This is a genomic window from Micromonospora sp. CMU55-4 (assembly GCF_011602315.1).
Classification (GTDB): Bacteria; Actinomycetota; Actinomycetes; order Mycobacteriales; family Micromonosporaceae; genus Micromonospora; species Micromonospora chalcea.
Genome location: NZ_JAAOLH010000002.1, coordinates 79,018 through 102,798, shown reverse-complemented (window position 1 = coordinate 102,798; position 23,781 = coordinate 79,018). Strand labels below are relative to the sequence as shown.

Here is a 23,781-nt window from a genome sequence, read left to right as displayed (position 1 = left end):
GTTGGCCAAAATCACACTATTCACGTCCCTGAGACCTCGGTCGTCGGGGGGTCGATCTCTGTCCGGCTCGTGGTCGGTCGTCTTCTACACGGCCGGGGCCACCTTCGTCATCGCGTTGATGACCCGGTCCATCGCGTCCCCGCCGCGCGGGTCGGTCAGGTTGGCCAGCAGCTTGAGCACGAAGCGCATGAGCATCGGGTGCGGCATGCCGTGCTTGGTCGCCATCCGCATGATCTCGGGGCGGCCGATGAGCTTCACGAACACGCCGCCGAGCCGGTAGTAGCCGCCGAAGCGGGCCTTCAGCTCCTGCGGGTACGCCATCAGCGCCCGCTCCCGTTCCGCGCCGGCCGGGCGGGCCAGCGCCTGCACCATGACCTCCGCGGCCATCTCGCCGGACTCCATCGCGTACGCGATGCCCTCGCCGTTGAACGGGTTGACCATGCCGCCGGAGTCGCCGACCAGCAGGACCCCGCGGGTGTAGTGCGGGACCCGGTTGAAGCCCATCGGCAGCGCGGCCCCGAGGGTGGGACCCTCCGCGTTGGACTCGTCGGTCATCCCCCACTCCTCGGGGGTGTTCGCGAGCCAGTCGGTGAGCAGCTTGCGGTAGTTCGTCTTGCCGAACGCGGAGGACGAGTTCAGCACGCCGAGGCCGACGTTCACCCGGCCGTCGCCGAGGCCGAAGATCCAGCCGTAGCCGGGCAGCAGCGCGTCGCTGCCCTTGGCCCGCAGCTCCAGCCACGACTCCAGGTAGTCGTCGTCGTGCTTGGCGGGCGAGCGGTAGTAGCGGCGGACCGCCACGCCGATCGGGCGGTCCTCCCGCTTGGCCAGCCCGAGGGCGAGCGGGAAGCGGCCGGAGACGCCGTCGGCGGCGACCACGAGCGGCGCGTGGAAGGTGGCGGGCTCCTTGTCCGGGCCGACCTCGGCCTGCACGCCGATCACCCGGTCGTCGGCACCGAGCACCGGGCCGAGGACGTTGACGCTGGTGCGCAGCTTCGCCCCGGCGGCGACGGCCCGCTGCGCGAGCAGGTCGTCGAAGTCGAGCCGGGTCCGCACGAGGCCGTAGTTGGGGAAGCTCGCCAGGTCGGGCCAGTCCAGCTCCAGGCGCACCCCGCCGCCGATCACCCGCAGGCCCTTGTTGTGCAGCCAGCCGGCCTCGGGCGAGGTGTCCACGCCCATCCGGATGAGCTGGCGCACGGCCCGGGGCGTGAGCCCGTCGCCGCAGACCTTCTCCCGGGGAAACTCCGTCTTCTCCAGCAGCAGCACGCGTACGCCGTGCCGCGCCAGGTGGTACGCCGTGGCCGATCCTCCGGGACCGGCGCCCACGACGATGACGTCGGCGTCGTTCTCCACCGCGGTCATCCGCGCCTCCTCCCGCATGCTCGTGAAATGCTTCACAAGCCCATCCGGATGGAGTCTATGACCGCTGTTACACCAGGACGCGTTGAGGGGGGCCTAACTTCGCGGAAACGGGCCGGTAGGCGGGCCGAAACCGGTCAGGGGCGAGCCGGCGCGGCCGGTCCGAGCCCGGCGTCGAGCCGGATCGCCTCGGGCAGGTGGTCACGCAACGCGCCACCTGCCGCACGGTCGAGCGCCGCCAGCACCTCGGCGACGACCTGCCGGACATCAGCGGGATCCGCGCCGGCCAACTCGCGGAGCTGGGCGATCAGCTCGGCGGCGTCGTCGTCGGTGGCGGCCTGGTCTGGTCCCGTCATGCAGGCGAGCCTACGGGGACAAAGTAGACCAGAACCGGATATTCACGAAATGACCGGCTAACGCCTGGTCGGCCGGTCAGTTTCGGACGGCCCGGTGCAGGGCCACCACGCCCCCGGTCAGGTTGCGCCACGCCACCCGGCCCCAGCCGGCCGCGCCGATCCGCGCGGCCAGCGCCGGCTGGTCCGGCCAGGCCCGGATCGACTCCGCCAGATAGACGTAGGCGTCGGGGTTGCTGGACACCGCGCGCGCCACGGCCGGCAACGACCGCATCAGGTACGACAGGTAGACGGTGCGGAACGCCGGGTTGACCGGGGTGCTGAACTCGCAGACCACCAGCCGCCCGCCCGGCCGGGTCACCCGGGCCAGCTCGCGCAGCGCCGCGTCGGTGTCGTTGACGTTGCGCAACGCGAAGGAGATGGTCACCGCGTCGAAGCTGGCGTCGGCGAACGGCAGCCGGAGCGCGTCCCCGGCCAGCAGCGGCACCGACGGGCGGGTGCGCTTGCCCGCGTAGAGCATGCCCAGCGACAGGTCGGCGCCGACCGCGTACGCCCCGGAATGGGCCAGCTCCTCGGTCGAGACACCGGTGCCGGCGCCCACGTCGAGCACCCGCTCGCCCGGTGCCAACCCGAGCGCCGCCCGGGTGGCCCGCCGCCAGGACCGGTCCTGCCCGAAGGAGAGCACGGTGTTGGTCAGGTCGTAGCGGGCCGCGACACCGTCGAACATCGCGGCTACCTCGTGCGGCTGCTTGTCCAGGCTGGCGCGCTGGCCCTGCGGGGTACGGCTCACCCCTCCACTCTGCCAGCCGCGCCCCTTCCGCCCCGCCCCGGGTACGCGAGAGGGCGGGGTGGTCGCCCACCCCGCCCTCGCCGTGTCCACGGTGACGGTGTCAGTCCTCGGTGCGCTCCTCGCCCGGCGTGACGAGCACCACCTTGCGGCGCCGGGACAGCATCATCAGCGCCACACCGGCGGCGACCACCGCAGCGCCGATCCCGCCGATCAGGCCGACCTGCATACCGGTCACCGGCAGGCCACCGCCGCCGGTGCCGCCACCCGCGCCACCACCGGAGGTCGGCGTCGGCACCGCGGTCACGCTGCCGGTCGGGGTCGGCTCGGCGGTCGGCGTCGAGGTCGGCTCAGCGCTCGGCGTCGGGCTCGGGGTCGACTGCGGGCTCTGGTCGACGAAGACGTCGAACTGGGCGGTGTTGTCGCCGTCGTCGGCCTCGGAGAACGCGCGACGCTGCGCCGAGGTGGCGGCCTTCGGCTGCTCCTCCGGCGTGCCGGAGGCCGCCTCCAGCCCGGCGGCCCAGACGAAGCCCGGCCGGAGCAGCTTCTCGGTCACGTCCGCGCCGACCTTCACCCGCACGTCGGCGGTGTAGTACTGGCCGGGCTTGAGCACCGCGCCCAGGTCCTCGCAGTACGCGTTGGCGAAGCCGCCCAGGTTCTGCTCGACGCAGCCCTCGGGCAGCTCGGCGAAGGTGACACCGGCCGGCAGCGTGATGCCGTACGCGACGCCCGTGGCGTTCTCGCTTCCGTCGTTGAACACGGCCCAGTCCAGCGGCGCGGTCTGGCCCGGCCGGACCGGGCGCAGGTTCGCCTCACCGGCGTCGTCGCCGTCGACGACCACGTCGGCGTACACGTCCTGGACCCAGGTGGTGAGGTCGTAGCCGGGGTCGGTGACGGTGATGTCGTGCTCGACCGTGTCCAGCACGCCGGCGCCGTTGGCCGCGCTGATCGACACCGTCAGCGTGCCCGCCCCGCCCTTGCCGCCGGTGGAGAACAGCGGGATGCCGAAGTCCTCGGTGGTCCCGGCGGGCACGTCGCCCAGCAGGCAGGAGAAGGCGGTGCCGCGGATGTCGCAGCCCTTCGGCGCCAGCACGCCGACCTTGCCGGGCTTGAGGTCCTTCGTCTCGACGGTGACCCGGACGCCCTTCGCGTCGACGGTCCCGGCGGCGTTGTTCACCTGGAACTTGAACGGCTTGGCCTTGGCTTCGCTGACGCCCTTGGCGAGCTGGTAGCTGAGCGGGATGAGCTGGAGGTCGGCCTTGTCGGCGGCGTACGCCGGGCCGGCGACCGCGCCGAGGCCGGCGGTGGAGAGCAGGGCCACCACGCCGGCGCGCGCCAGCGTGGACCGGTAGCGGAAGGTCATGGTTCCCCCGGGGGTAGGGACGTGCCGATCAACGCACGGAACGAAGGGACGGTACCGGAGCGACGCATCGCCGCGCCAGCGTCGTACGGTGGGAATTCCCATCGATTCGACAGACGGCAGGGGCGGGATGGTCACCCATCCCGCCCCTGCCGCGGTGCGTTATGTGAACGGCCCTCATGGGCCGATGGAGGACGACGGTCCCCGACGGACGCCGACAGCGTAATGGCGTCGCCGGCTTGCCGGGCGGTGCTCACCCGGGTCGCCGCCGACCTGTTACCTGCCTGCTCGCGGCCCGGATCGGTGGTGTCGCGCGGGCAGGCTAGCCGCCGGTGATCACGCAGGTGAAGACCCCTGGCGGAAGCTTCACCGGAAACGGGCGGAGCTCCGGCCGCACGACGGGAGCCGACCGGCCGAACGGGGGAACGAGGTCAGTTGACCTCGACCAGCGGCAGCGACTTCCCGGCCCCGCCGCCGGGCAGAGCGATCGACGAGAAGTGCGAGACCACGCGGTCGTCGCTCGGGTCGTCGGCGGGCGTGTGGTGCACCGCGAGCCGGTTGTAGAGCGTGTCCCGCTGGGCGGGGATCCGGTCGGCCGACCGGATCATGCCGATCAGCTCGTGCAGGTTGGAGCGGTGCCGGGCCCCGGCGGAGGAGATGACGTTCTCCTCCAACATGATCGAGCCGAGGTCGTCCACGCCCATGTGCAGCGCGAGCTGCCCGACGTCCTTACCGGTGGTCAGCCAGGACGCCTGCAGGTGCGGCACCGTCTCGAAGAACAGCCGGGCCACCGCGACCAGCCGCAGGTATTCCAGCGTGGTCGCCTGGGTGCGGCCCTTCAGGTGGTTGTTCTCCGGCTGGTACGTCCACGGGATGAAGGCCCGGAAGCCGCCGGTGCGGTCCTGCACGTCGCGGATCATCCGCAGGTGCTCGATGCGCTCGGCGTTGGTCTCGCCGGTGCCCATCATCATGGTGGCGGTCGACTCCAGGCCCTGCCGGTGGGCCAGTTCCATAACCTCCAGCCAGCGGGCGCCGGACTCCTTCAGCGGCGCGATCGCCTTGCGCGGCCGGTCCGGCAGCATCTCGGCGCCGGCGCCGGCGATCGAGTCCAGGCCCGCGGCCTTGATCCGGGCGATGGCCTCGTCCAGGCTCACGCCGGAGACCTTCGCCATGTGCAGGATCTCGCTCGGGCCGATCGAGTGGATCGCGAGCTGCGGGTACGCCTTCTTGACCGAGGAGAACAGCTCCTCGTAGTACTCCACGCCGTAGTCCGGGTGGTGGCCGCCCTGGAGCATGACCTGGGTGGCGCCCAACTCGACCGCCTCGCCGCAGCGGCGCAGGATCTCCTCGGTCGGGTGGGTCCAGCCCTCCTTGTGCTTGGGGGCCCGGTAGAACGCGCAGAACTTGCACGCCGTCACGCAGACGTTCGTGTAGTTGATGTTGCGGTCGATCAGGTACGTGACGATGTTGTCCGGGTAGCGGCGCCGCCGTACCGCGTCGGCCGCCTCGCCCAGCGCGTGGAAGGGCGCGTCGGTGTAGAGCAGCAGCGCCTCCTCGGGCGTGATGCGCCCGCCGTCCGCGCCGCGTTGCAGGATGTCGTCGATCTCCCGGTTCGCCGTCACACTCCCGAGCGTACGTCGCGGGCCCGACGGCGGGAAACGCCACTCCTCACCCGGTGACGAGAGACCCACCCGGTCAGGGCATCCCCGGACTGGCCACCGGCAGCCCGATCGCCCTGGCCGCCTCCAGCAGCCGCTTGTCGTACGTGACGAACGCGACGAACTCGGCCGCCGCCTGCCGGGCCAGGACCTCGGCGGTGGCGAGGTGGACGGCGTCCGGGCTGCGCAGCATCGGCTCCGGATACGCGCCCGCCGTCGCACGGACCGTGGCGTCGATCTCGACCCGGTAGAGACGTCCCAGCACCGAGGGGACACCCACCAGCGCCTGTGGAGCGGCACGACGCAACGCCCGCGGCACCTCCACCTCGACGAGAGCCGACGACACCAGCGCGGTGCCGGCGCGCTCGTTCAGCCAGCCGAGCAGATCCGGCGTCTCCGCCTCCCGCCGCAGCATCTTGATGACCGCCGCCGAGTCGAGGTAGATCACCAACGCTCCTCGTCGCGTGCCTCGACCAGCGCGGCCGCGGCGTCCACCGTGGGATCCCCGAGCACCGGCGGCATCGGGACCGGGCCGGTCGTGGTCGGGGCCGTGGCCCGGCCCTCGGCCACCAACCGGCCGAGAAGCGCGTCGCCGGCCAGCACCGGGACCAGGCGGGCGATCGGCTCACCCCGATCGGTCACCTCGACCGTCTCACCGGCGCGCACCCGCGCCAGCACCCGGCTGGTGTGCTGGTTCAGCTCCCGGACGGCGATCTGCTCCATCAGGCAAGTGTAGAACGTAACGTTCTACCCGTCACGGATGGTGGTCGACCCGAAGCGCCACCGCGGGAAGCGGAGCGCTGGCGTCGCCCGTCTACGCTCTCGGCGTGTCAGTCGTATCGCCCCCGCCCACCCCCGTACGCGTGGCCGGCGCCCGCTCCGCCCTCTGGTCCCTCACGATGACCGCCGTGCTCGTCGGCTTCGGCCTCGCCGTGATCGTCGTGACCGCGGCGGTCGGCCACCTCACCGTGGGACTCCCGATCGCGGTGCCGATCTCCGTCGGCCTGGTCGGCTGCCTCGCCTTCGCGGTCGGCCTGCGCCTGCTGCACCGGGGCTGGTGGCTGACCCTCCTGTCGGTGCTGCCGGCCCTGTTCGTGCTGGTGGGCGCCGTCCAGCTCGCCCCCGAGTCGGTGCTCCGGGAGCGCGGCGTCGCCCAGCAGGTGACCATCACCGACGTGCAGACGGCCGGCAAGCGGCACGAGTTCGCCCTCCAGGGCGACGCCGGCCGGCTGGACGAGCCGCTGGTCTACCGGGGCAGTTCCCCCGGCTACCGGGTGGGCCAGCGGCTGACAGTGGTCGTCGACCCGCGTGGTGAGGTGGAACTGACCGACGCGCGGGACGTGGACCCGGACGGAAAGCGGGGCATGCTCGTGTTCGGCGCGGCGGGATGGACCCTGTTCGCGCTCGTCGGCGGGTGGCGCGGCCACGTCAGCCGGGCCCGTGGCCGCGCCGCCACGGCACCGCCCGTGGTGATCTGAGCGGCGGCGCCGCTAGGCGTCGTAGTCGACGGTCAGCTCGTCGGTTACGGGACTCGACTGACAGGTCAGTACGTAACCGGAGGCCACCTCGTCCGGCTCCAGCGCGTAGTTGCGCGCCATCGTCACCTCGCCGGACGTCACCTTGGCCCGGCAGGTCGAGCACACCCCGCCCTTGCAGGCGTACGGCAGCTCGCCGCGCACCCGCAGCGCCGCGTCCAGCACCCGCTCGTCCCGGCCCATCGTGAAACTGGACGAGCGCCCGTCCAGCACGATCGTCACGTCGGTGCCCGCGCCGGGCCGCTCGACCTCACGCCGGACCGGCTCCGGCGGGGCGTCGACGTGGAACAGCTCGGTGTGCACCGCCGCGTCCGGCACGCCGCGGCCGGCCAGCACCGCCTTGGCGTCCACCACCATCCCGTACGGGCCGCAGAGGAACCACTCCTCGATCTCGTCCCCCGGCACGACGGTGTCGAGCAGCCGGGTCAGCCGGTCGGCGTCGATCCGCCCCGACAGCAGCGCCGACTCGCCCATCTCCCGGGACAGCACGTGCACCAGGTGCAGCCGGGTCGGATAGCGGTCCTTCAGGTCCGCAAGCTCCTCGGCGAACATCACCGAGTTCGCCGTGCGGTTGCCGTACACCAGCGTGAACGTGCTGCGCGGCTCGGTCGCCAGCGCGGTCGCGGCCAGGCCGAGGACCGGGGTGATGCCGGAACCGGCGACCACCGCGCCGTACCGGCGGGCCCGGTCCGGGGTGAACGCGGAGGTGAAGTGGCCCAGCGGCGGCAGCACCTCGACGGTGTCGCCGCCACGCAGCGCGCCGCAGGCGTACGCGGAGAACGCCCCGCCCGGCACCTCACGCACCCCGACCCGCAACCGGCCGTGCCGGGCCAGCTCGTCGGGGGTGGAGCAGATCGAGTACGACCGCCGCACCTCCCCGCCGTCGGCGTCGGCCGGACGGCGGACCGTGAGGTGCTGCCCGGCGGAGAACGCGAACGTCTCGCGCAGCTCCTCCGGCACCGCGAACGTGATCGACACCGAGTCGTCGGTGAGCCGGTCCACGGCGGCCACGGGCAGCGGGTGGAAGACCGGCCGGCGGCGAACCGGCCGCGTGATGGTGACAGTCACAGCGCCTTCAGGTGGTCGAAGGGTTCGGAACAGGAGCGGCAGCGCCACAGCGCCTTGCACGCTGTCGAGCCGAAACGGCTGATCTGGGTGGTCTCCGGCGACCCGCAGCGCGGGCAGCGTACGGCCAGCGTCAGCGGCACCACCGTGTCGTCGCCGCGCGGCGCGGGCGGGGCGATGCCGGCGGCGGCGAGCTTGGCCCGCCCGGCGTCGGAGATCCAGTCGGTGCTCCACGCCGGGTGGTAGACCGTGCGGACCTCGGCGTCCGGATGCCCGGCAGCGGCCAGCGCCCGGCGGATGTCCGCCCGGATCACGTCCATGGCCGGGCAGCCGGTGTAGGTGGGGGTGATCGTGACGACGACCCGGCCGGTGCCGGGCTCCTCGTCGACGGCGCGCAGGATGCCCAGCTCGTCGATGGTGATGACCCGGATCTCCGGGTCCACCACCGCCGCCGCGGCGTCCCTCGCGCTTGTCACCAGCTCGCTCCGGGGTGGGCGCGGTGCAGCACCTGCATCTCGGCGAGCAGGTACGAGAGGTGCTCGGTGTGCAGGCCGTCCCGGCCACCACCGGGCGTCCAGCCCGTCTCCGGGCGGGTGAGCGTCGCCTCGTCCAGCACGGCGGACACGGTGGCGTCGAAGTCGGCCCGAAGGGTGGACGGGTCGACCGGCGCCGCCGGATCCGGGTTGAACAGCTCGTGGACGTACGGCCACACCTCGTCGACCGCGTCCTGCATGCGCCGGTGCGACTCCTCGGTGCCGTCGCCGAGCCGCTTCACCCACAGCGCCGCGTGGTCCAGGTGGTACGCCGACTCCTTGCGCGCCTTGGCGCCGACCGCCGCGAGCCGTTCGTCCGCGCAGCCGGCCAGCGCCGTGTAGAGCGGCACCTGGTACGCGGCCAGGAAGAACAGCTTCGCCATGGTCACGCCGAAGTCGCCGTTCGGCAGCTCGACCAGCAGGCAGTTGCGGAACTCGTGGTCGTCGCGCAGGTAGGCCAGGTCGTCCTCGTCGCGGCCCGCGCCCTCCAGCTCGCCCGCGTACGTGAGCAGCAGCCGCGCCGCGCCGAGCTGGTCGAGGGCGATGTTCGCGAGCGCGATGTCCTCTTCCATCTCCGGCGCGCGGGAGGTCCACTCGCCGAGGCGCTGCGCCGCGATGAGCGCGTCGTCGCCGATGGCGAGCGTGAAGTCGAACCGGCTCATAGGTGCGCCGCCCCTTCGGGGACCTCGTAGAAGGTGGGGTGCCGGTAGACCTTGTCGGCGGCCGGGTCGAAGAACGAGTCCTTCTCGTCCGGGCTGGACGCGGTGATCGCGCTCGCCGGCACCACCCAGATGGATACGCCCTCCTGGCGGCGGGTGTAGAGGTCCCGGGCGTTGCGCAGGGCCAGCTCGGCGTCGGGGGCGTGCAGGCTGCCGACGTGGGTGTGCGACAGGCCACGGCGGGCCCGCACGAAGACCTCCCAGAGGGGAGAGGACGAGCTGCTCATGCCGCCACCGGTTCCTTTCGTTCCGCCCGCTTCGCGGCGTACGCCGCGGCGGCCTCCCGTACCCACGCGCCGTCGGCGTGCGCCTTGCGCCGGTGCGCCATGCGCTCCCTGTTGCACGGCCCGTTGCCCTTGATGACCCGCATCAGCTCGTCGTAGTCGGGCTGGGTGTAGTCGTACGCCTGGCGCTCGTCGTTCCAGCGCAGGTCCGGGTCGGGCAGGGTGAGGCCGAGCACCTCCGCCTGGCCGACGCACATGTCGACGAAGCGCTGGCGCAGCTCGTCGTTGGAGAAGCGCTTGATCTTCCAGGCCATGGACTGGGCGCTGTGCGTCGAGTCGCCGTCCGGCGGGCCGAACATGGCAAGTGACGGGTACCACCAGCGGTCCACCGCGTCCTGGGCCATCGCCTTCTGCGCTTCGGTGCCGTGCGCCAGCGTGTGCAGGATCTCGTAGCCCTGCCGCTGGTGGAACGACTCCTCCTTGCAGACCCGGATCATCGCCCGGGCGTACGGGCCGTAGGAGCAGCGGCACAGCGGCACCTGGTTGACGATCGCCGCGCCGTCCACGAGCCAGCCGATCGCGCCCACGTCGGCCCAGGTCAGCGTCGGGTAGTTGAAGATCGAGCTGTACTTCTGCCGCCCGTCGAGCAGCAGGTCCACCAGCTCGTCGCGGCTGATGCCGAGCGTCTCGGCCGCCGCGTAGAGGTAGAGGCCGTGGCCGGCCTCGTCCTGCACCTTCGCCAGCAGGATCGCCTTGCGCTTGAGCGACGGCGCCCGGCTGATCCAGTTGCCCTCCGGCTGCATGCCGATGATCTCGGAGTGCGCGTGCTGCGCGATCTGCCGGATCAGCGTCCTGCGGTACGCCTCGGGCATCCAGTCGCGGGGTTCGATCTTCTGGTCCGCGTCGATGACGTCGGCGAAGTACGCCTCGACGTCCTCGTCCGGCGCCGGACCGCCGCGCCGCGCACGCGCCGCCGCTTCGCGCAGCGCCGCCTCCGCGGCCTCCACTTCGCCGAGCAGGCCGCCGCCCGGAGCGTCCCCCGGCGGAGCGAAGTCATTGCCATACATGTAGCTAGTGTTACAGCTCGGCACGATTGACACCAGAGGGTGTAACAGCATTCGCGAGCCGCCTTCCACGACCGGACAAGCGCCTGCCGTCATCGCCAGCAATCGGAGAGTGACTGTGATGTCGATCACTCAATGAAGGTGAAACCTCCCAAGGCTGGCAAAGCACGTCAATAACCCGCCCTTCCCACCAAGTCGGCGGGTGTCGAGACCTGGCATATCGACAGTCCGGAAGTAGACTTCCCCCGGCAAGCCGTTCGGCTCCAAGATCGTCACCGTTCAGGCCAACGTCCCCCGGCCTTGTGGCGACCGGAGCGAAACCTGCGGAAGCGCCGGTCCCCCCGGCCATACATCTGGAGTTCACCACTCATGCGACCTCGCGTGACCATGGTGCTCGCCATCGTGGCGGTCCTCGTCGGTGGCGTCATGCTGGTGCCCGCCGCGTACGCCAAGTTCGCCGGCGGCAGCGGCGAGGGCGGCATCGGCGGCGGTGGACAGGTCCCGGCGCCGAGCCCGACCGCGCCCGCACCGCCGACGCTCGCCGACGCGCCGGTCTCGGTGAAGTTCGAGGGCGAGTTCTTCTCCTGGGCACTGATGGACCGCGAGACGGGCACCGTCACCGGCGCGAAGAACATGAACCAGACCAGCTCCACCGAGTCGATGCTCAAGGCCTGGATCGTCGCGGACTACCTGCGCCAGCTCGGCGAGAAGGAGCCGAGCGACGACCTGAAGAAGGCGGCGATCCTGGCGATCCGGGACAGCGACGACGACGGCGCCAACCGGGTCTACCGGGCGGCCGGCGGCTCCTACCGCCCGCAGCCGGGCGGCAAGCCGGACCCGGTCATCGCGCGCGCGATCCGGATCTGCGGCCTGACCGACACCAGGCCCGGCGACGTGCCCGACTACGAGGGCTGGTGGAGCTTCACCGAGATGTCCCCCCGGGACGCGGTCCGCCTCGGCGACTGCATCGCCGACGGCCGCGCGGCCGGGCCCAAGTGGACGAAGTGGCTGCTCAGCGAGATGACCAAGGTGGCCGGCAGCGTCAAGCAGCAGGAGGAGCGCTCCGGCGGCGGCCGGTGGGGCATCATCGACGGCCTGCCCGCGACGATCAAGGCGCAGGGCCCGGTGCACATGAAGAACGGCTGGACGCGGCTCGCCTACGACGGCAACTGGCACGTCAGCTGCTTGGCGTTCACCGACAAGTGGAGTCTCTCGGTCATGATGCGCTACCCGGCCAGGGCCGGCCTGTCGTACGGCGCGAAGATGTGCGCCAGCGTCGCCACCCAGCTCGTGACGCCGCAGCCCGGCGCCGCGCTCAAGGTGCCGCAACAGCCGGCCGGGAAGCTCTGATGGCCGGCGCCCGGCGTCGACCCGGCAGCCATCGCCGCCCGCTGGCGTTCAGCGCCCTGGCAGTGGTTCTCCTCGGACTGCTCGGCCTCTCCCTGCGGGTGATCCCCGGCTCGCCGCTGGAGGCCACCGCGAACTCGCATCCCGAGCCGACGAGCGAGCGGTCCGCTCGGCAAACCGTCGACCGCAACGCGCCGCGCGTCGCCCCCTCACCGGCGCTCACCCCGCTGCCGTTCCAGGAGAAGAACCTGGACAGCCTGAAGATCAAGGGCTGGTACGCCTGGTCCGTGCTGGACAAGCGCACCGGAAAGATCATCGGTTCGGCGAACATGGACGAGACCAGCACGACCGCTTCGCTGATCAAGTCCTGGGTGGTGGCCGACTACCTGCGCCTGCGCGCCGAGGACGGCAGGACGCCGAGCGAGGCGAAGCTGGCCGACGCCACGAAGATCATTCGCGACAGCGACAACACCCGCGCCCAGGAGTTCTACGAGAGCGTGGGCGGTTCCGACTCGATCGAGCGGCTCATCTCGATCTGCAAGCTCACCGACAGCGCGGTCGCCGACGACGGCGGCTGGAGCCGCACCGAGCTGTCTCCCCGGGACACCGCCCGGCTCGGGCTCTGCATCGACGACGGCCGCGCGGCGGGGCCGAAGTGGACCAAGTGGCTGCTCAACGAGATGCGCCAGGTACGCGCCCCCGGTGACTTCGGCATCCGCAAGGCGTTCCCGGCCGCCCAGCAGAAGAAGATCGCCATCAAGAACGGGTGGATCGACCGGGACAAGGAAAAGGAGTACCACGTCAACTGCCTCGCCATCGGCGACACGTGGACGATGGGCGTGATGGTCCGCAGCCCGTTCGGTGTCGAGGGCGGCTGGGAGTACGGCATGGACGCCTGCGAACGGATCACCAAGGCGCTGCTGCGCCCGGCGACCTGACCCGCCCGGCCGCCTACCGCGGGGTCGGCAGCCGGGCCGCACGCTCAGCCCTGGAAGAACTCCGGACCGTCGGCCGGCAGCGCCGGCACCTCCCCGTACGCGGCCGCCCGGCGGGCGAACTCGCGCAGCCCGGCCACCTGCCGCTCACCGAGCGAGAAGTCCAGCGCCCGGAAGTACGTGGCGAGCGTGTCCGCGTCGAACGTCTCCCAGCGGGCCGCCGCCTCCGCCACCTGGTCCAGCTCGGCCAGGCACAGGTCACGCGAGCGCAGGAACGCCTCGTGCACCTCCTTGACCAGGCCGGGGTGGGCGGCGGCGAAGTCACGGCGTACCGCCCAGACGGCGAAGACCATCGGCAGCCCGGTCCAGTCGTGCCACGCCTGACCCAGGTCGGTCACCTCGAGGCCCTTGGCGGGCGCCTCGTACAGCGCGCGCAGCGCCACGTCGCCGATCAGCACCCCGGCGTCGGCCTCCAGCAGCATCTGGGTCAGGTCCGGCGGGCAGCGGAAGTACTCCGGCCGCACCCCGTGCCGCTCGGCGAGCAGCAGCTGGGCCAGCAGCACCCCGGTACGCGAGGTGGAGCCGAGCGCGACCCGGGCGCCGTCCAGCTCACCCAGCGGGCGGGTGGACACCATGTTCACCGAGAGCACCGGCCCGTCGCTGCCGACCGCCAGGTCGGGCAGGAGCAGCAGGTCGTCGGCGTGCTTGAGGAACTCCACGAGCGTGATCGGGCCGATGTCGAGGTCACCGGCGACCAGGTCGGCGCTGAGCCGGTCCGGCGAGTCCTTGTGCAGGTCGACGTCGATGAGCGCGCCGGACCGCATCAGCCCCCAGTAGATGGGCAGGCAGTTGAGGAACTGGATGTGCCCCACCCGGGGGCGGGCGATGCGATCGGCCATGACCCGACCGTATCGCCGCGACCTCTCCCCCGCCGCCGGGGGATCCGATGGAGTGGTGAACTCCGCACCCGGCGGTAAGGAAGGGCCCCTTGTTAACGCCTCCGGTAGCGGAAGGGGCCCTTCTTAACACCAGCTCACGCGGCCTCCGCCGCCACGGCTGCGGCGGGGACGACGGCGCGCTCGGCGCGTACCGCCCGGCGGACCGGCCCGGCCAGCGCCGCCACCACCAGCAGGCCGGCCACGCCGCAGCCGGCGATCAGCGTGCGCGGGCCGGCCACCTCCAGCAGCAGGCCCCCGACCAGGTAGCCGCCCATCGCGGCGCCCTGTGCCGCCGCGCCGAAGACCGCGAACGCCCGGCCCCGGGCCGCCTCCGGCACCCGCCGGGCCAGCAGGAGGTTGTTGAAGACGTTGTCGCCGCCGTTACCGACCCCGCCCAGCAACCAGATCGGCACGAGCAGCCACGCCGAGGGCACCGCCGCCGACACGAGCACCGCCAGGCAGCATCCGCCGAGCAGCACCAGCCCGGCGCCGAGCAGCGCGCCGTCGTCGGCGAGCCGGCGGGCGATCCGGGCGAACAGCCACGCGCCGAGCACGATGCCGAGCGTCCACGAGCCGGTGACCAGCCCGTACACGGTGGCGCTGCTGCCGAGCGTCTCCCGGATGAAGAAGACCTCGATCACGTTCACCGCCCCGACCGCGCCGATCACCGCGGCCACGCTGCCGACCGTCACCGTCAGCAGCGGGTCGCGCCGGAACCGCCACGGGGGCGCGACCGCCGCGGCGGCGCCGACGGTCACCCGGCGGCCACCCCTTCGGGTACGGACGAGCAGCCCGGCCGCCACCAGGGAGAGATAGCTGAGCGCGCCGAGGAGCAGCGGTACCCGGGTGCCGAACTGGCCGACCAGGAGCCCGGCCAACGCCGGTCCGGCGAGCGCGCCGAGTGTGCCGGCGGTCTGGTTGAGCGCGCCGGCCCGGGGCAGGTCCTCCGGCCGCACCATCACCGGCACCAGCGCGGAGATCACCGGCTGGGAGACCGCGAGGCCGGTGGCCAGAAGTGCCACCAGGGCGATCACCAGCGCCGGACCCCGTGCGTAGGCGAGCGCCAGGCAGGTCGCCCCCTGACCGAGCCCGGTCGCGATCAGCAGCACCCGGCTGTCCACCCGGTCGGCGAGACGACCGGTCAGCGGCGCGAGCGCGACCAGCGGCAGCGTCGCGGCGAGCAGCAGCCCGGAGACGGCGAGCCCACCGGCCCCGGCGGACTGGAGCGCGAGCGTGAGGGCGCTGGTGACCAGGAAGTTCCCGCAACTGGAGATGCCACGCGCGGTGGCCGCGAGCCAGACGTCCGGCCAGCACGAGGAGCCAGATGCGAAGGACATACTTCGAAAATAATCCTTCACACCTGGTGCGCGCAACCCCTCAGTCGATGGGCATCGCCCGGTACTGAGCCGCCACCGCACGGACCCCGGCGGGTGGATCGGCCCGATGCCGCCGCCGGTACGGCTCCATCAGCGCCTGGATCGCCTGGTTCAACTCGCTCAACTCCTCGGCGGTCACCAGCAGCACGCTGTCGCTGAACCAGGTCGCCGCGTACCACTCCGGCGACTCGTCCGGCGCGCGGCGCAACCAGTCCCGGACCCGCTGGGCGTCGCGGACCATGTGCGCCTCGACCAGGGCCGCCTCGGCGGCGCGTGCCTCCGGTTCGGCATCCGGCCCCACCTCGACGTGGAACGACGGATTCACCGCCTGCCACACCCGCTCCCGCGCGTCCCCCCGGCCGGGCGCCTGCCGGATCAGCCCGAACTTCGCCAGCTCACGCAGGTGGTAGCTGGTCGCGCTCGGCGACAGCCCGGCGATCTCGGCGCACTCGGTGGCCGTCGCACCGCCCTCCAGCGTGCCGAGATGTTCCATGATCGCCATACGGGCCGGGTGAGCCAGCGCCCGCATCACCTGCGGGTCGCTGATCGTCACTCGGCGCTGCTCGGGCCGCGCCTCGGTCATGCCCCAATGATCCCGCGCCGCCGACACCTGGACACGCAGGGTGGAGCCCGTCGACTCAGGCGACCTTGAGCTGCTCGTCGCCGAAATCGGCGATCAGCTTGAGCGTGCCGCCGAGAGCGGCGATGTATCGCGCGAGCACGTCCTGGGTCGCGACACTGCCCGCCTCGATCTGCGACACCCGCGCGACCGACACACCCATCCTCAACGCGACCTGCTCCTGAGTCATCTCGCGCCGCTTGCGCAGCTCCGCGAGACGCCACCCGCGGGCCTCGTCGAGCATGCCACCGATCGCGGCCTCGAATGCCTGCACACCACCGGCGGTCTCCACCGCCCGGCCCAGGTGCGAGGTGTCACGCCACCGCTTGACGCCGCTCATCGAATCTCCTCCTGCCGCTCCTTGAGGTAGGTGTCGTAGAGCTGCTCCGCCTCCGGAATGGCATCCCGGTACCAGCGCGTCCACTGCCCCGACTTGTCGCCGGCGACCAGCAGAACCGCGGAGCGCCACGGGTCGAAGACGAAGAGAATCCTGATCTCGGTGCGCCCGGCAGAGGGAGGCCGCAGCTCCTTGAGGTTACTGAGGCGAGATGCGGTGATGCTGTCGACCAGCGGGCGCCCCTCGATGGGACCGTTGCGTTCCAGCACCAGGATTGCCTGGTTCACCAGGCGGTGCGACTCACGGTCGGCAGCGTAGAGCTCATCGAGGAAGTCCTCGACCTGCCCGGTCATCAGAATCTCCCACTCCACTTCTCACCCCCGAACTTAAGAATATTATTAAGAGCCGGGTCGGTCGAGTGACACGCTCGGCAGGAAAAATCGGTGGTGCGGGCGGCTGGATGGCCGTAGCGTGGATGGCCGCCCGACGGCCGCGGTGAGCATGCACCGCAGCGGACGTCCCCGCGCCGGGAGCAGGCCAACCGCCCCGGACACGCGAGCGAGCCTCAGTTGAGCCATCGGAGTTCACAGTGCCCGCAACCGAACTTGACACCACGCCCGAACGTGACGCCACGCCCGACCTCGACGCCGAACTCGCCGCCGAACGTGCCCACCTCGACGCCTCCCGAGCCGCGCTGAAACGGATGCGGGAACGCGCCGAGGCGCTCTTCGCCACCGGCGACAAGGTGGCCGGTGACTCGTACACCGCCGAGCAGCTCGGCCGGCACATGGCCCGGCGGGTCAAGGAGCTGGCCGACGACCCGACCACGCCGCTGTTCTTCGGCCGCCTCGACTTCGGGGAGACGGACCCGGACCACGCCGGGCGGGACTACCACGTCGGGCGGCGGCACGTCACCGACGAGCTGGGCGAGCCGCTGGTGCTGGACTGGCGGGCCCCGGTCTCCCGGTCGTTCTACCGGGCCAGCGCGCGTGACCCGCAGGGCGTCGCCGTACGCCGCCGGTTCGGGTTCAGCGCGGGCGTGCTGACCAGCTTCGAGGACGAGCACCTGGACCGGGGCGAGGAACTCGGCACCGCCAGCCGCATCCTCACCGCCGAGATCGAGCGCCCCCGCGTCGGCCCGATGCGCGACATCGTCGCCACCATCCAGCCGGAGCAGGACGAACTGGTCCGGGCCGACCTGGCCGACTCGATCTGCGTGCAGGGCGCGCCCGGCACCGGGAAGACGGCGGTCGGGCTGCACCGCGCCGCGTACCTGCTCTACCTGCACCGGGAACGACTGCGCCGCTCGGGAGTGCTGATCGTCGGGCCGAACCGGGCGTTCCTGTCGTACATCGCGGCGGTGCTCCCCGCGCTCGGTGAGGTCGAGGTCGAGCAGGCCACCGTGGAGGACCTGGTCGCGCGGGTCCCGGTCCGCGCTGTCGACGACCCGGCCGCCGCCGCGCTCAAGCACGACGTCCGGATGGCCGAGGTGCTGCGCCGGGCCGTCGAGGCCCACATCGGTACGCCCACCGAGCCGATCATGGTGTCGGACGGCTCGTACCGGTGGCGGATCGGGCTCGACCCGCTGCACCGGCTGGTCACCGAGACGCGCCAGGAAGGGCTGCCCTACGCCACCGGCCGGGAACGGGTCCGGGCGCGGGTGGTGGGACTGCTGCAACGCCAGGCGGAGGCGCGCCGGGCGGAGTCGCCGAGCGACGCCTGGTTGCGCCGGATGAGCCGGATCAAGCCGGTCACCGACCTGCTCGACGCGGTCTGGCCGGCGCTCACCCCGGACGGGCTGCTGCACCGGCTGCGTACCGACGCCGACGCGCTCGCCGCCGCCGCGGACGGCCTGCTCACGCCCGAGGAGCAGGAGTTGTTCCGGTCCGGCAAGCCCGCGCGTACCGCGAAGGCGACCCGGTGGACCGCCGCCGACGCGGTGCTCATCGACGAGGTGGCCGGGCTGCTGGAACGGCCCGCCGGCTTCGGGCACGTGGTGGTGGACGAGGCGCAGGACCTCTCCCCGATGCAGTGCCGCGCCATCGCCCGGCGCAGCGAGCACGGCTCGATCACGCTTCTCGGCGACCTCGCCCAGGGCACCGCGCCGTGGGCCGCGACCGACTGGCGGGAGTCGCTGGCCCACCTGGGCAAGCCGGACGCCGCTGTGGTGCCGCTGAGCGTGGGCTTCCGGGTGCCGGCGGCAGTGGTGGCGTTCGCGAACCGGCTGCTGCCGGCGCTCGCCGTCGACGTACCCCCGGCCCGCTCGCTTCGCCACGACGGCGCGCTGGATGTGCGTACCGCCGAGGACCTGACGGCCGCGACGGTGGCCGAGGTGCGGGCGGCGCTCGCGCACGACGGCTCGGTCGGTGTGATCGCCGCGGACGACGCGGTGGACCGGCTGCGCGCGGCGCTCGCCGACGCGGGCGTCGAGACCGCGACGGCCGACGACGTCGAGGCCGCGGCGCGGGTAACCGTGGTCCCGGCGACGCTGGTCAAGGGCCTGGAGTACGACCACGTGGTGGTCGTCGAGCCGGCCGCGATCGTGGCCGCCGAGCCGCGTGGGCTGCACCGCCTCTACGTGGTGCTGACCCGGGCGGTCTCCCGCCTGGCCGTGCTGCACCGCGAGCCGCTGCCCGCGCCGCTGGCCACCTGACCCGGGCGGGCGGCTGCGGCCCGGGCGGGCGGATCCGTCAGGCGGACAACGCGGCGGCGACCTCGCGCAGCGGACGGCCGGACTCGGCGATCGGCACGGTGAACGACAGCCAGGAGCCGTCGCTGAAGTCGATCCGCAGCCGCTTCGGGTTCAGCCGGTGCCACCCGACCCGGGCCGAGGCGACCTCCGCACGCGCGGCCGACCACGCCACCGACGTCTCGGCCAGCGCGCGTTCCTCGGCCTCGCGCCCGGCCAGCAGCTTGACCCCGCCGGTACGGCAGACCAGCAGCCGCCGGTCGGTGACCGCGAGCAGCGTCTCCCGGACCTGGAGGTCGGGCCGGGCCGGGCGGAGCGCGCGGTGCAGGCGGGAGGCGGCCGAGCCGGGCTCGCCACGGCCGGCGATCCCCCAGCCGATCGCATCGACCAGCCGGTCACCGCGGTCCCAGGTGGCAAGTGGCAGGAGGACGTTCAGCAGCACCGAGCCGACGGTCCGCCGACCCGGCTCGGCAGTGGACTCCGGTTCGGGCGGCGGCGCCGGGGCGAGGCCCTGGCCGACGTCGGCCTTGGCGTGGGCCAGCACGCGCTCGCCCGGCTCGACGAGCCGGTCGATCGGGTCGCGGTATCTGGTCTCGTCCATCGGCTCAGTATCGGCCGTCGCCGTAGCCGTCGTCGGTACGGCGCTCCGCCGCCGGGGCGTTGCCCATCACCTCGCCGACGATCTCGCGTACCCGGGCGGCGGCGGCCTCCTGCGCCCGGTTCGCCGCGGCGGTGATCTCCTCGGCCAGCGTGTACGAGTCGAACCGCATGGCCCGCGCGTTGATGTCGGTGGAGAGGATCTTGCCGTCGGCGGCGGCCACCACGGTGACCAGGCCGGAGTCGCTGATCCCCTGGGCGCTGCTCTGCTCCAGCTCGGCCATCCGCGCGCCGAGTTCGCGCTGCCACCCGTCCAGGTTGCGGGCCAGCGCCTCGATCCGGTCCAGGGCCGGGAACGTCATGGGTGCCTCTCAGTTCACGATCGAGTCGAACACGTTCTGCACGCCCTTTGTGTACGGGCCGAGATCCTCGCGGTACGTGCCGTCCACCAGGTAGTTGCGGTCCTTGCGCCCGTCGGAGATGTCGTGCAGCCCCATGCCGGTGTCGAGCAGGGCGCCGCCGATACCGGGGATGTTCACCGGTGACGCCTGGTTGATGGCGAACTTGCCCGGGAACAGGATGGCGGCGCGTTTGGCCTTGAACAGCACCGCCTCCCTGGTGTAGCCGGCCTTACTGAACGCGCCGTACGCCTTCTTGGCCTTGCGGAGCTCCAGCACCACCTGGCGGTAGCGCATGAGCAGCTCGGCGACCTTCTGGAGCTTGGTGGCGAGCTTCGTGAGGATCTCCGCGAACCGCGCCACGATCTTGACCATGCGGCCGACGGTGGTGGCGAGCCGGGCCAGCACCCGTACCACTGTGGCGGCCAGGCTCACCCCGGCGCTCAGCACTGCCGCCACCGCGGCGATGATGACCTCGGTCAGGAACCAGAGCAGGAACTCCAGGATCAGCTCGACCAGCAGGTTGAACGCGTCGACAGCGGCATTGGCGGCGTCGACCAGCACCTCCTTGGTGCCGTCCAGCCCCTTGGCCAGTTCCTCCATCGCCTCCTCGATCGACTCCATCGAGGCGTGGAACTTGTCCGCCGCGTCACCGTCCCAGGCGCCGCGCAGCCGGGCCCGGTCGGCGACCTGGTCGCCGGCGATCCGCCGGACCGCGTCGCCGGTGGTCAGCGCGAGCTGGGCCGCCCGCATCAGATCGTCCGGCTCGCCGGCGACCAGCTCCAGCAGCTGCTCGAACGGCCACAGCACCGCGTTCGAGAGCGGCTTGAACGGGTCGGGCGTGCCCGACACGATCTGCTCGAAGTAGGTCTTGTTGCGCTGCAGCGCCTCGGTGCTCATCCCGCCCCCTCAGGCGCCCGGCTGGAACATGTCGGTGTTGGCCACGTCCGTGCCGGTGTACGCCTCGGCGGTGTCGCGGAGCCCCTCGGCGATCGTCGCCATCACCTCGGCGCCGTCCTCCAGCCCTGCCAGGCACGCCTCGAACTGCTGCTCGTACGCGGCGGCGAGACTGAACGACGCGGGCATCACGCCGAACGCGTGCCGGGCCACGTGGCCGTCGCGGAACAGCCGGTGCAGCTCACGGAACTGGCCGGCCCGGTCCCGGGAGGCGGCGGCGAACGCCGTCAACGCCTCCGGCTGCACCTCGAGATTCCTGCTCGGACTGGTCACGGACCCTCCCCAGTGTCCGGTCGGAACTTCCACCGTCCTCGACGGCGCCACCAGCCTAGGGGATGTGCGCAGTTCCACAGGGGGCGGCGACGGTTGCCCCGGCACGGTAGACAGGGAGTGCACGAGCACCCTTCCGCCGCCCGAGGAGCCCCGGATGATCCTGGCCCGCGCCGAACAGGTCAGTCGCCGCTACGGCGACGTGCTGGCCCTGGACCGGGTCGACCTGACCGTCCGGGCCGGGGAGCTGGTCGGTCTGCTCGGCCCGAACGGCGCCGGCAAGAGCACCCTGATCAACCTGCTGGTCGGGCTGCGCCGCCCGAGCGGCGGCCGGGTCGAGCTGTGCGGCGGCGACCCGCGTGACCCGGCGAGCCGGCGGCAGCTCGGCGTCACGCCGCAGGAGACCGGCCTGCCCGGCACGCTGCGGGTCGGCGAGGTGGTCGACTTCGTCTCCGCGCACTTCCCCGACCCGGTGCCCCGGGGCGAACTGCTCGACCGGTTCGGCCTCGCCGACCAGGTACGCCGGCAGACCGGCGGCCTCTCCGGCGGCCAGCGTCGCCGGCTGGCGGTGGCGCTGGCGTTCGTCGGCCGTCCCCGGCTGGTGGTGCTGGACGAGCCGACCACCGGGCTCGACGTGGAGGCGCGGCACGCGCTCTGGGACGCGATCCGCGGCTTCCACGCCGACGGCGGCGCCGTGCTGCTGAGCAGCCACTACCTGGAGGAGGTGGAGGCGCTCGCGCAGCGCGTCGTGGTGATCGGCCACGGGCGGGTGCTGGCCGACGACTCGGTGACGGCGATCCGCGGGATGGTCGGCGTACGCCGGGTCAGCCTGGTCGCCGACGATCTGCCGACGCTGCCCGGGGTGGTCGCCACCGAACGCGCCGACGGGCGGGTGCACCTGCTCACCACCGACGCCGACCAGCTCGTCCGCGACCTGGTCACCGCCGGGGTGGCGTTCCGCGACCTGGAGGTCCGGCCCACCTCGCTGGAGGAGGCGTTCCTCGCCATCACGGCCGGCGACCGGCCCGCGCCCACCCCCGCCTAGGAGACAGTCGTGCCGCTCGCCCTCGTCCACGCCCGCTACCACCTCCTGGAGATCATCCGGATTCCGGTGGCGGTGGTGGGCAGCGCCTTCTTCCCCGCGGCCGCGATGCTCTTCTTCGTGGTGCCGTTCGCCGGCGACGACCCCACCGGCGCCACCTACGCCACCGCCGCCATGGTGACGTTCGCCGTGATGAGCGCCAACATCTTCCAGTACGGCGTGGGTGTCGCCGAGGACCGCGACCAGCCCTGGAACCCGTACACCCGGACCCTGCCGACCGGACCGGCCCCGCGACTCACCGGGCGGATCCTGGCCGGGCTGGTGCTGACGTACGTGTCGATGATCCCGGTAGTGGTGATCGCCGCGGTGGCCACCGAGGCCCGGGTCAGCGCGCTGCAGTTCCTGCTCGGGCTCGGCGCGGTAGCGGTGATCTCGGTGCCGTTCACGCTGCTCGGCCTGGCGATCGGCTACGCGCTGCCGAGCAAGGCGGCGATCGTGGTGGCGCAGGTGATCTTCTTCCCGCTGGCGTTCGGCGGCGGCCTGCTCTCCGGGCCGGACGACGCGCCCGGCTTCATCAAGGCGATCGCCCCCTACCTGCCGACCCGGGGCGCCGTGGAACTGATCTGGGCGGCGGTCACCGACTTCCGGCCCGGCACCCTGTCGCTGGTGATGCTGGGAGTCTGGGTGCTGGTGCTCGCCGCGGCCGCCGGCTGGGCGTACCGGCGGGACGAGGGACGCCGCTTCACCTGACCTTTTGTCCGGTTCCGGCCCGGTGGCCGACCCGGCGGTGCCACGATGCCGACAGGGCGGGTCAGCGGGACCGTCCCCGGCGAGAGGGGTCACCGTGAACGGCGTCGAGCCCGGCACACCCTGCTGGACCGACCTGGCCACGCCGGGGCTGGAGGACGCGCGACGGTTCTACCCCGAGCTGTTCGGCTGGACCGGGCAGATTTCCCCCGAGCCGGAAGCGGGCGGCTACACCGTCTTCCAGAAGAACGGCAAGGCCGTCGCCGGGGCCGGCCCGCCGGCCACGCCGGACCAGGTGCCGGTCTGGTCGATGTACGTGGCCACCGACGACGCCGACCTGGTCGCGACCCGGGTGGAGGCGGCCGGTGGGCAGGTGGTGGTCTCCCCGTTCGACGTCGCCACGCAGGGCCGGATGGCGGTGCTCGCCGACCCGGCGGGCGCGGTGTTCAGCGTCTGGCAGCCGATGGCGATGCGCGGGGCCGAACTGTTCAACGCACCCGGCGCGATGTGCTGGAACGAGCTTGTCACCCCCGATCCGGAGAACGCCAAGGAGTTCTACGCGCTGGTCTTCGGCTGGCACCCGGAGGAACGTCCCGCCGGGCCGGTGCCGTACACCGGATGGCGCTGCGGCGCCCGGATCGTCGCCGGGATGCTGCCCCGGGCCGAGCCGATGCCGGAGGACCTGCCCGCGTACTGGGCCGTCTACTTCGCGGTGGAGGACGCCGACGTCACCGCCGCGCGGGCCACCGAGCTGGGCGGCACCATCCTGGTCCCGCCGCGCGACAACCCGGCCGGCCGCAGCGCCGCCCTGCGCGACCCGTCCGGCGCCCTCTTCTCCATCTCCACCCTCCGCTGACCCCCTCCGCCGCGCGCGA

28 protein-coding genes are annotated in these 23,781 nt (G+C 72.4%); 7 read left to right on the top strand and 21 right to left on the bottom strand.

The window, feature by feature from the left end:
• Positions 1-84: 84 nt before the first annotated feature.
• From HA073_RS03655 to HA073_RS03625, 7 genes are all read right to left on the bottom strand, one after another.
• Positions 85-1,359 carry a geranylgeranyl reductase family protein gene (locus tag HA073_RS03655; protein WP_043330724.1) on the bottom strand — a complete coding sequence of 425 codons (1,275 nt, stop codon included), beginning with the start codon at positions 1,357-1,359 and terminating at the stop codon, positions 85-87.
• 134 nt (positions 1,360-1,493) lie between these two features.
• Positions 1,494-1,712, bottom strand: a complete 219-nt coding sequence (locus tag HA073_RS03650) for a hypothetical protein (protein WP_030500769.1) — start codon at positions 1,710-1,712, stop codon at positions 1,494-1,496.
• Positions 1,713-1,788: 76 nt separating this feature from the next.
• Positions 1,789-2,499: a demethylmenaquinone methyltransferase gene (locus tag HA073_RS03645; protein WP_064448431.1), complete on the bottom strand. Its 711-nt coding sequence runs from the start codon at positions 2,497-2,499 to the stop codon at positions 1,789-1,791.
• A 100-nt stretch (positions 2,500-2,599) separates the two neighbouring features.
• On the bottom strand, positions 2,600-3,859 hold the full coding sequence (locus tag HA073_RS03640) for a cell wall anchor protein (RefSeq protein WP_166455702.1): 1,260 nt from the start codon (positions 3,857-3,859) through the stop codon (positions 2,600-2,602).
• A gap of 428 nt (positions 3,860-4,287) precedes the next feature.
• On the bottom strand, positions 4,288-5,478 hold the full coding sequence (gene mqnC / locus HA073_RS03635; protein ID WP_030500766.1) for a cyclic dehypoxanthinyl futalosine synthase: 1,191 nt from the start codon (positions 5,476-5,478) through the stop codon (positions 4,288-4,290).
• Positions 5,479-5,551: 73 nt separating this feature from the next.
• Positions 5,552-5,962, bottom strand: coding sequence for a type II toxin-antitoxin system VapC family toxin (locus tag HA073_RS03630; protein ID WP_166455701.1), 411 nt, complete (start codon positions 5,960-5,962; stop codon positions 5,552-5,554).
• The gene (locus HA073_RS03625; RefSeq protein ID WP_013283593.1) at positions 5,959-6,237 is read right to left on the bottom strand and encodes a type II toxin-antitoxin system Phd/YefM family antitoxin; all 279 of its coding nucleotides are present in this window, start codon (positions 6,235-6,237) and stop codon (positions 5,959-5,961) included. The genes HA073_RS03630 and HA073_RS03625 overlap by 4 nt, the downstream gene beginning before the upstream one ends.
• Positions 6,238-6,341: 104 nt before the next feature.
• Between HA073_RS03625 and HA073_RS03620 the strand changes: the two genes are divergently transcribed.
• Positions 6,342-6,992, top strand: coding sequence for a hypothetical protein (locus tag HA073_RS03620; protein ID WP_223201262.1), 651 nt, complete (start codon positions 6,342-6,344; stop codon positions 6,990-6,992).
• A gap of 12 nt (positions 6,993-7,004) precedes the next feature.
• Here HA073_RS03620 and paaE read toward each other — a convergent pair whose 3' ends face one another.
• The 5 genes from paaE to paaA are packed head-to-tail and all read right to left on the bottom strand — an operon-like array spanning position 7,005 to position 10,657.
• Positions 7,005-8,117, bottom strand: a complete 1,113-nt coding sequence (paaE, locus tag HA073_RS03615; RefSeq protein WP_166455700.1) for a 1,2-phenylacetyl-CoA epoxidase subunit PaaE — start codon at positions 8,115-8,117, stop codon at positions 7,005-7,007.
• On the bottom strand, positions 8,114-8,590 hold the full coding sequence (gene paaD / locus HA073_RS03610; RefSeq protein WP_043327327.1) for a 1,2-phenylacetyl-CoA epoxidase subunit PaaD: 477 nt from the start codon (positions 8,588-8,590) through the stop codon (positions 8,114-8,116). Before paaD ends, paaE begins: the two co-directional genes overlap by 4 nt.
• Positions 8,587-9,309 carry a 1,2-phenylacetyl-CoA epoxidase subunit PaaC gene (gene paaC, locus HA073_RS03605; RefSeq protein WP_166455699.1) on the bottom strand — a complete coding sequence of 241 codons (723 nt, stop codon included), beginning with the start codon at positions 9,307-9,309 and terminating at the stop codon, positions 8,587-8,589. The genes paaD and paaC overlap by 4 nt, the downstream gene beginning before the upstream one ends.
• Positions 9,306-9,593 carry a 1,2-phenylacetyl-CoA epoxidase subunit PaaB gene (paaB, locus tag HA073_RS03600; RefSeq protein WP_064448426.1) on the bottom strand — a complete coding sequence of 96 codons (288 nt, stop codon included), beginning with the start codon at positions 9,591-9,593 and terminating at the stop codon, positions 9,306-9,308. The genes paaC and paaB overlap by 4 nt, the downstream gene beginning before the upstream one ends.
• Positions 9,590-10,657 (bottom strand): 1,2-phenylacetyl-CoA epoxidase subunit PaaA, encoded by a 1,068-nt coding sequence (gene paaA / locus HA073_RS03595; RefSeq protein ID WP_166455698.1) that lies wholly within the window; start codon positions 10,655-10,657, stop codon positions 9,590-9,592. The genes paaB and paaA overlap by 4 nt, the downstream gene beginning before the upstream one ends.
• A gap of 366 nt (positions 10,658-11,023) precedes the next feature.
• On the opposite strand from paaA, the gene HA073_RS03590 reads away from it, so the two are divergent.
• Both HA073_RS03590 and HA073_RS03585 read left to right on the top strand, forming a co-directional pair.
• Positions 11,024-12,004: a hypothetical protein gene (locus HA073_RS03590; protein WP_043327335.1), complete on the top strand. Its 981-nt coding sequence runs from the start codon at positions 11,024-11,026 to the stop codon at positions 12,002-12,004.
• Positions 12,004-12,939 carry a serine hydrolase gene (locus HA073_RS03585; protein WP_166455697.1) on the top strand — a complete coding sequence of 312 codons (936 nt, stop codon included), beginning with the start codon at positions 12,004-12,006 and terminating at the stop codon, positions 12,937-12,939. The genes HA073_RS03590 and HA073_RS03585 overlap by 1 nt, the downstream gene beginning before the upstream one ends.
• A gap of 44 nt (positions 12,940-12,983) precedes the next feature.
• Here HA073_RS03585 and HA073_RS03580 read toward each other — a convergent pair whose 3' ends face one another.
• From HA073_RS03580 to HA073_RS03560, 5 genes are all read right to left on the bottom strand, one after another.
• Entirely contained in the window at positions 12,984-13,835 is an 852-nt protein-coding gene (locus HA073_RS03580) for a menaquinone biosynthetic enzyme MqnA/MqnD family protein (protein WP_030500756.1), read from the bottom strand.
• A gap of 134 nt (positions 13,836-13,969) precedes the next feature.
• Positions 13,970-15,211, bottom strand: coding sequence for an MFS transporter (locus HA073_RS03575; RefSeq protein ID WP_166455696.1), 1,242 nt, complete (start codon positions 15,209-15,211; stop codon positions 13,970-13,972).
• A 40-nt stretch (positions 15,212-15,251) separates the two neighbouring features.
• On the bottom strand, positions 15,252-15,833 hold the full coding sequence (locus HA073_RS03570; protein WP_043327342.1) for a helix-turn-helix transcriptional regulator: 582 nt from the start codon (positions 15,831-15,833) through the stop codon (positions 15,252-15,254).
• Positions 15,834-15,888: 55 nt separating this feature from the next.
• Positions 15,889-16,209, bottom strand: coding sequence for a helix-turn-helix transcriptional regulator (locus HA073_RS03565; protein ID WP_043327344.1), 321 nt, complete (start codon positions 16,207-16,209; stop codon positions 15,889-15,891).
• Complete coding sequence (locus tag HA073_RS03560) at positions 16,206-16,559, bottom strand: type II toxin-antitoxin system RelE/ParE family toxin (protein WP_043330725.1); 354 nt, start codon at positions 16,557-16,559, stop codon at positions 16,206-16,208. Before HA073_RS03560 ends, HA073_RS03565 begins: the two co-directional genes overlap by 4 nt.
• 236 nt (positions 16,560-16,795) lie before the next feature.
• Between HA073_RS03560 and HA073_RS03555 the strand changes: the two genes are divergently transcribed.
• Complete coding sequence (locus tag HA073_RS03555; protein ID WP_166455695.1) at positions 16,796-18,859, top strand: AAA family ATPase; 2,064 nt, start codon at positions 16,796-16,798, stop codon at positions 18,857-18,859.
• A gap of 37 nt (positions 18,860-18,896) precedes the next feature.
• Here HA073_RS03555 and HA073_RS03550 read toward each other — a convergent pair whose 3' ends face one another.
• Genes HA073_RS03550 through HA073_RS03535 form a run of 4 tightly spaced genes read right to left on the bottom strand, consistent with a single transcriptional unit; the run spans position 18,897 to position 21,120 of the window.
• Positions 18,897-19,496: a hypothetical protein gene (locus HA073_RS03550; RefSeq protein ID WP_166455694.1), complete on the bottom strand. Its 600-nt coding sequence runs from the start codon at positions 19,494-19,496 to the stop codon at positions 18,897-18,899.
• A gap of 4 nt (positions 19,497-19,500) precedes the next feature.
• Positions 19,501-19,854 (bottom strand): YbaB/EbfC family nucleoid-associated protein, encoded by a 354-nt coding sequence (locus tag HA073_RS03545; protein ID WP_166455693.1) that lies wholly within the window; start codon positions 19,852-19,854, stop codon positions 19,501-19,503.
• Positions 19,855-19,863: 9 nt separating this feature from the next.
• On the bottom strand, positions 19,864-20,790 hold the full coding sequence (locus HA073_RS03540; protein WP_043327351.1) for a WXG100 family type VII secretion target: 927 nt from the start codon (positions 20,788-20,790) through the stop codon (positions 19,864-19,866).
• A 9-nt stretch (positions 20,791-20,799) separates the two neighbouring features.
• Positions 20,800-21,120, bottom strand: a complete 321-nt coding sequence (locus HA073_RS03535; protein WP_043327353.1) for a type VII secretion target — start codon at positions 21,118-21,120, stop codon at positions 20,800-20,802.
• A gap of 154 nt (positions 21,121-21,274) precedes the next feature.
• Between HA073_RS03535 and HA073_RS03530 the strand changes: the two genes are divergently transcribed.
• From HA073_RS03530 to HA073_RS03520, 3 genes are all read left to right on the top strand, one after another.
• Positions 21,275-22,162 carry an ABC transporter ATP-binding protein gene (locus HA073_RS03530; RefSeq protein ID WP_064448419.1) on the top strand — a complete coding sequence of 296 codons (888 nt, stop codon included), beginning with the start codon at positions 21,275-21,277 and terminating at the stop codon, positions 22,160-22,162.
• Positions 22,163-22,171: 9 nt separating this feature from the next.
• Positions 22,172-22,909: an ABC transporter permease gene (locus HA073_RS03525; RefSeq protein WP_043327358.1), complete on the top strand. Its 738-nt coding sequence runs from the start codon at positions 22,172-22,174 to the stop codon at positions 22,907-22,909.
• Between the two features lie 94 nt (positions 22,910-23,003).
• Complete coding sequence (locus HA073_RS03520) at positions 23,004-23,762, top strand: VOC family protein (RefSeq protein ID WP_166455692.1); 759 nt, start codon at positions 23,004-23,006, stop codon at positions 23,760-23,762.
• The last annotated feature ends 19 nt before the right edge of the window (positions 23,763-23,781 follow it).

Bases quoted from the DNA above. Each gene is read 5' to 3' on its own strand.
- paaC (WP_166455699.1), bottom strand. From the start codon at position 9,309: ATGAGCCGGTTCGACTTCACGCTCGCCATCGGCGACGACGCGCTCATC.
- HA073_RS03550 (WP_166455694.1), bottom strand. From the start codon at position 19,496: ATGGACGAGACCAGATACCGCGACCCGATCGACCGGCTCGTCGAGCCG.
- HA073_RS03575 (WP_166455696.1), bottom strand. From the start codon at position 15,211: ATGTCCTTCGCATCTGGCTCCTCGTGCTGGCCGGACGTCTGGCTCGCG.
- HA073_RS03655 (WP_043330724.1), bottom strand. From the start codon at position 1,359: ATGACCGCGGTGGAGAACGACGCCGACGTCATCGTCGTGGGCGCCGGT.
- HA073_RS03585 (WP_166455697.1), top strand. From the start codon at position 12,004: ATGGCCGGCGCCCGGCGTCGACCCGGCAGCCATCGCCGCCCGCTGGCG.
- paaA (WP_166455698.1), bottom strand. From the start codon at position 10,657: ATGTATGGCAATGACTTCGCTCCGCCGGGGGACGCTCCGGGCGGCGGC.
- HA073_RS03565 (WP_043327344.1), bottom strand. From the start codon at position 16,209: ATGAGCGGCGTCAAGCGGTGGCGTGACACCTCGCACCTGGGCCGGGCG.
- HA073_RS03530 (WP_064448419.1), top strand. From the start codon at position 21,275: ATGATCCTGGCCCGCGCCGAACAGGTCAGTCGCCGCTACGGCGACGTG.
- HA073_RS03590 (WP_043327335.1), top strand. From the start codon at position 11,024: ATGCGACCTCGCGTGACCATGGTGCTCGCCATCGTGGCGGTCCTCGTC.
- HA073_RS03570 (WP_043327342.1), bottom strand. From the start codon at position 15,833: ATGACCGAGGCGCGGCCCGAGCAGCGCCGAGTGACGATCAGCGACCCG.
- HA073_RS03580 (WP_030500756.1), bottom strand. From the start codon at position 13,835: ATGGCCGATCGCATCGCCCGCCCCCGGGTGGGGCACATCCAGTTCCTC.
- HA073_RS03560 (WP_043330725.1), bottom strand. From the start codon at position 16,559: ATGACCGGGCAGGTCGAGGACTTCCTCGATGAGCTCTACGCTGCCGAC.
- HA073_RS03625 (WP_013283593.1), bottom strand. From the start codon at position 6,237: ATGGAGCAGATCGCCGTCCGGGAGCTGAACCAGCACACCAGCCGGGTG.
- HA073_RS03545 (WP_166455693.1), bottom strand. From the start codon at position 19,854: ATGACGTTCCCGGCCCTGGACCGGATCGAGGCGCTGGCCCGCAACCTG.
- paaB (WP_064448426.1), bottom strand. From the start codon at position 9,593: ATGAGCAGCTCGTCCTCTCCCCTCTGGGAGGTCTTCGTGCGGGCCCGC.
- HA073_RS03650 (WP_030500769.1), bottom strand. From the start codon at position 1,712: ATGACGGGACCAGACCAGGCCGCCACCGACGACGACGCCGCCGAGCTG.
- HA073_RS03540 (WP_043327351.1), bottom strand. From the start codon at position 20,790: ATGAGCACCGAGGCGCTGCAGCGCAACAAGACCTACTTCGAGCAGATC.
- HA073_RS03640 (WP_166455702.1), bottom strand. From the start codon at position 3,859: ATGACCTTCCGCTACCGGTCCACGCTGGCGCGCGCCGGCGTGGTGGCC.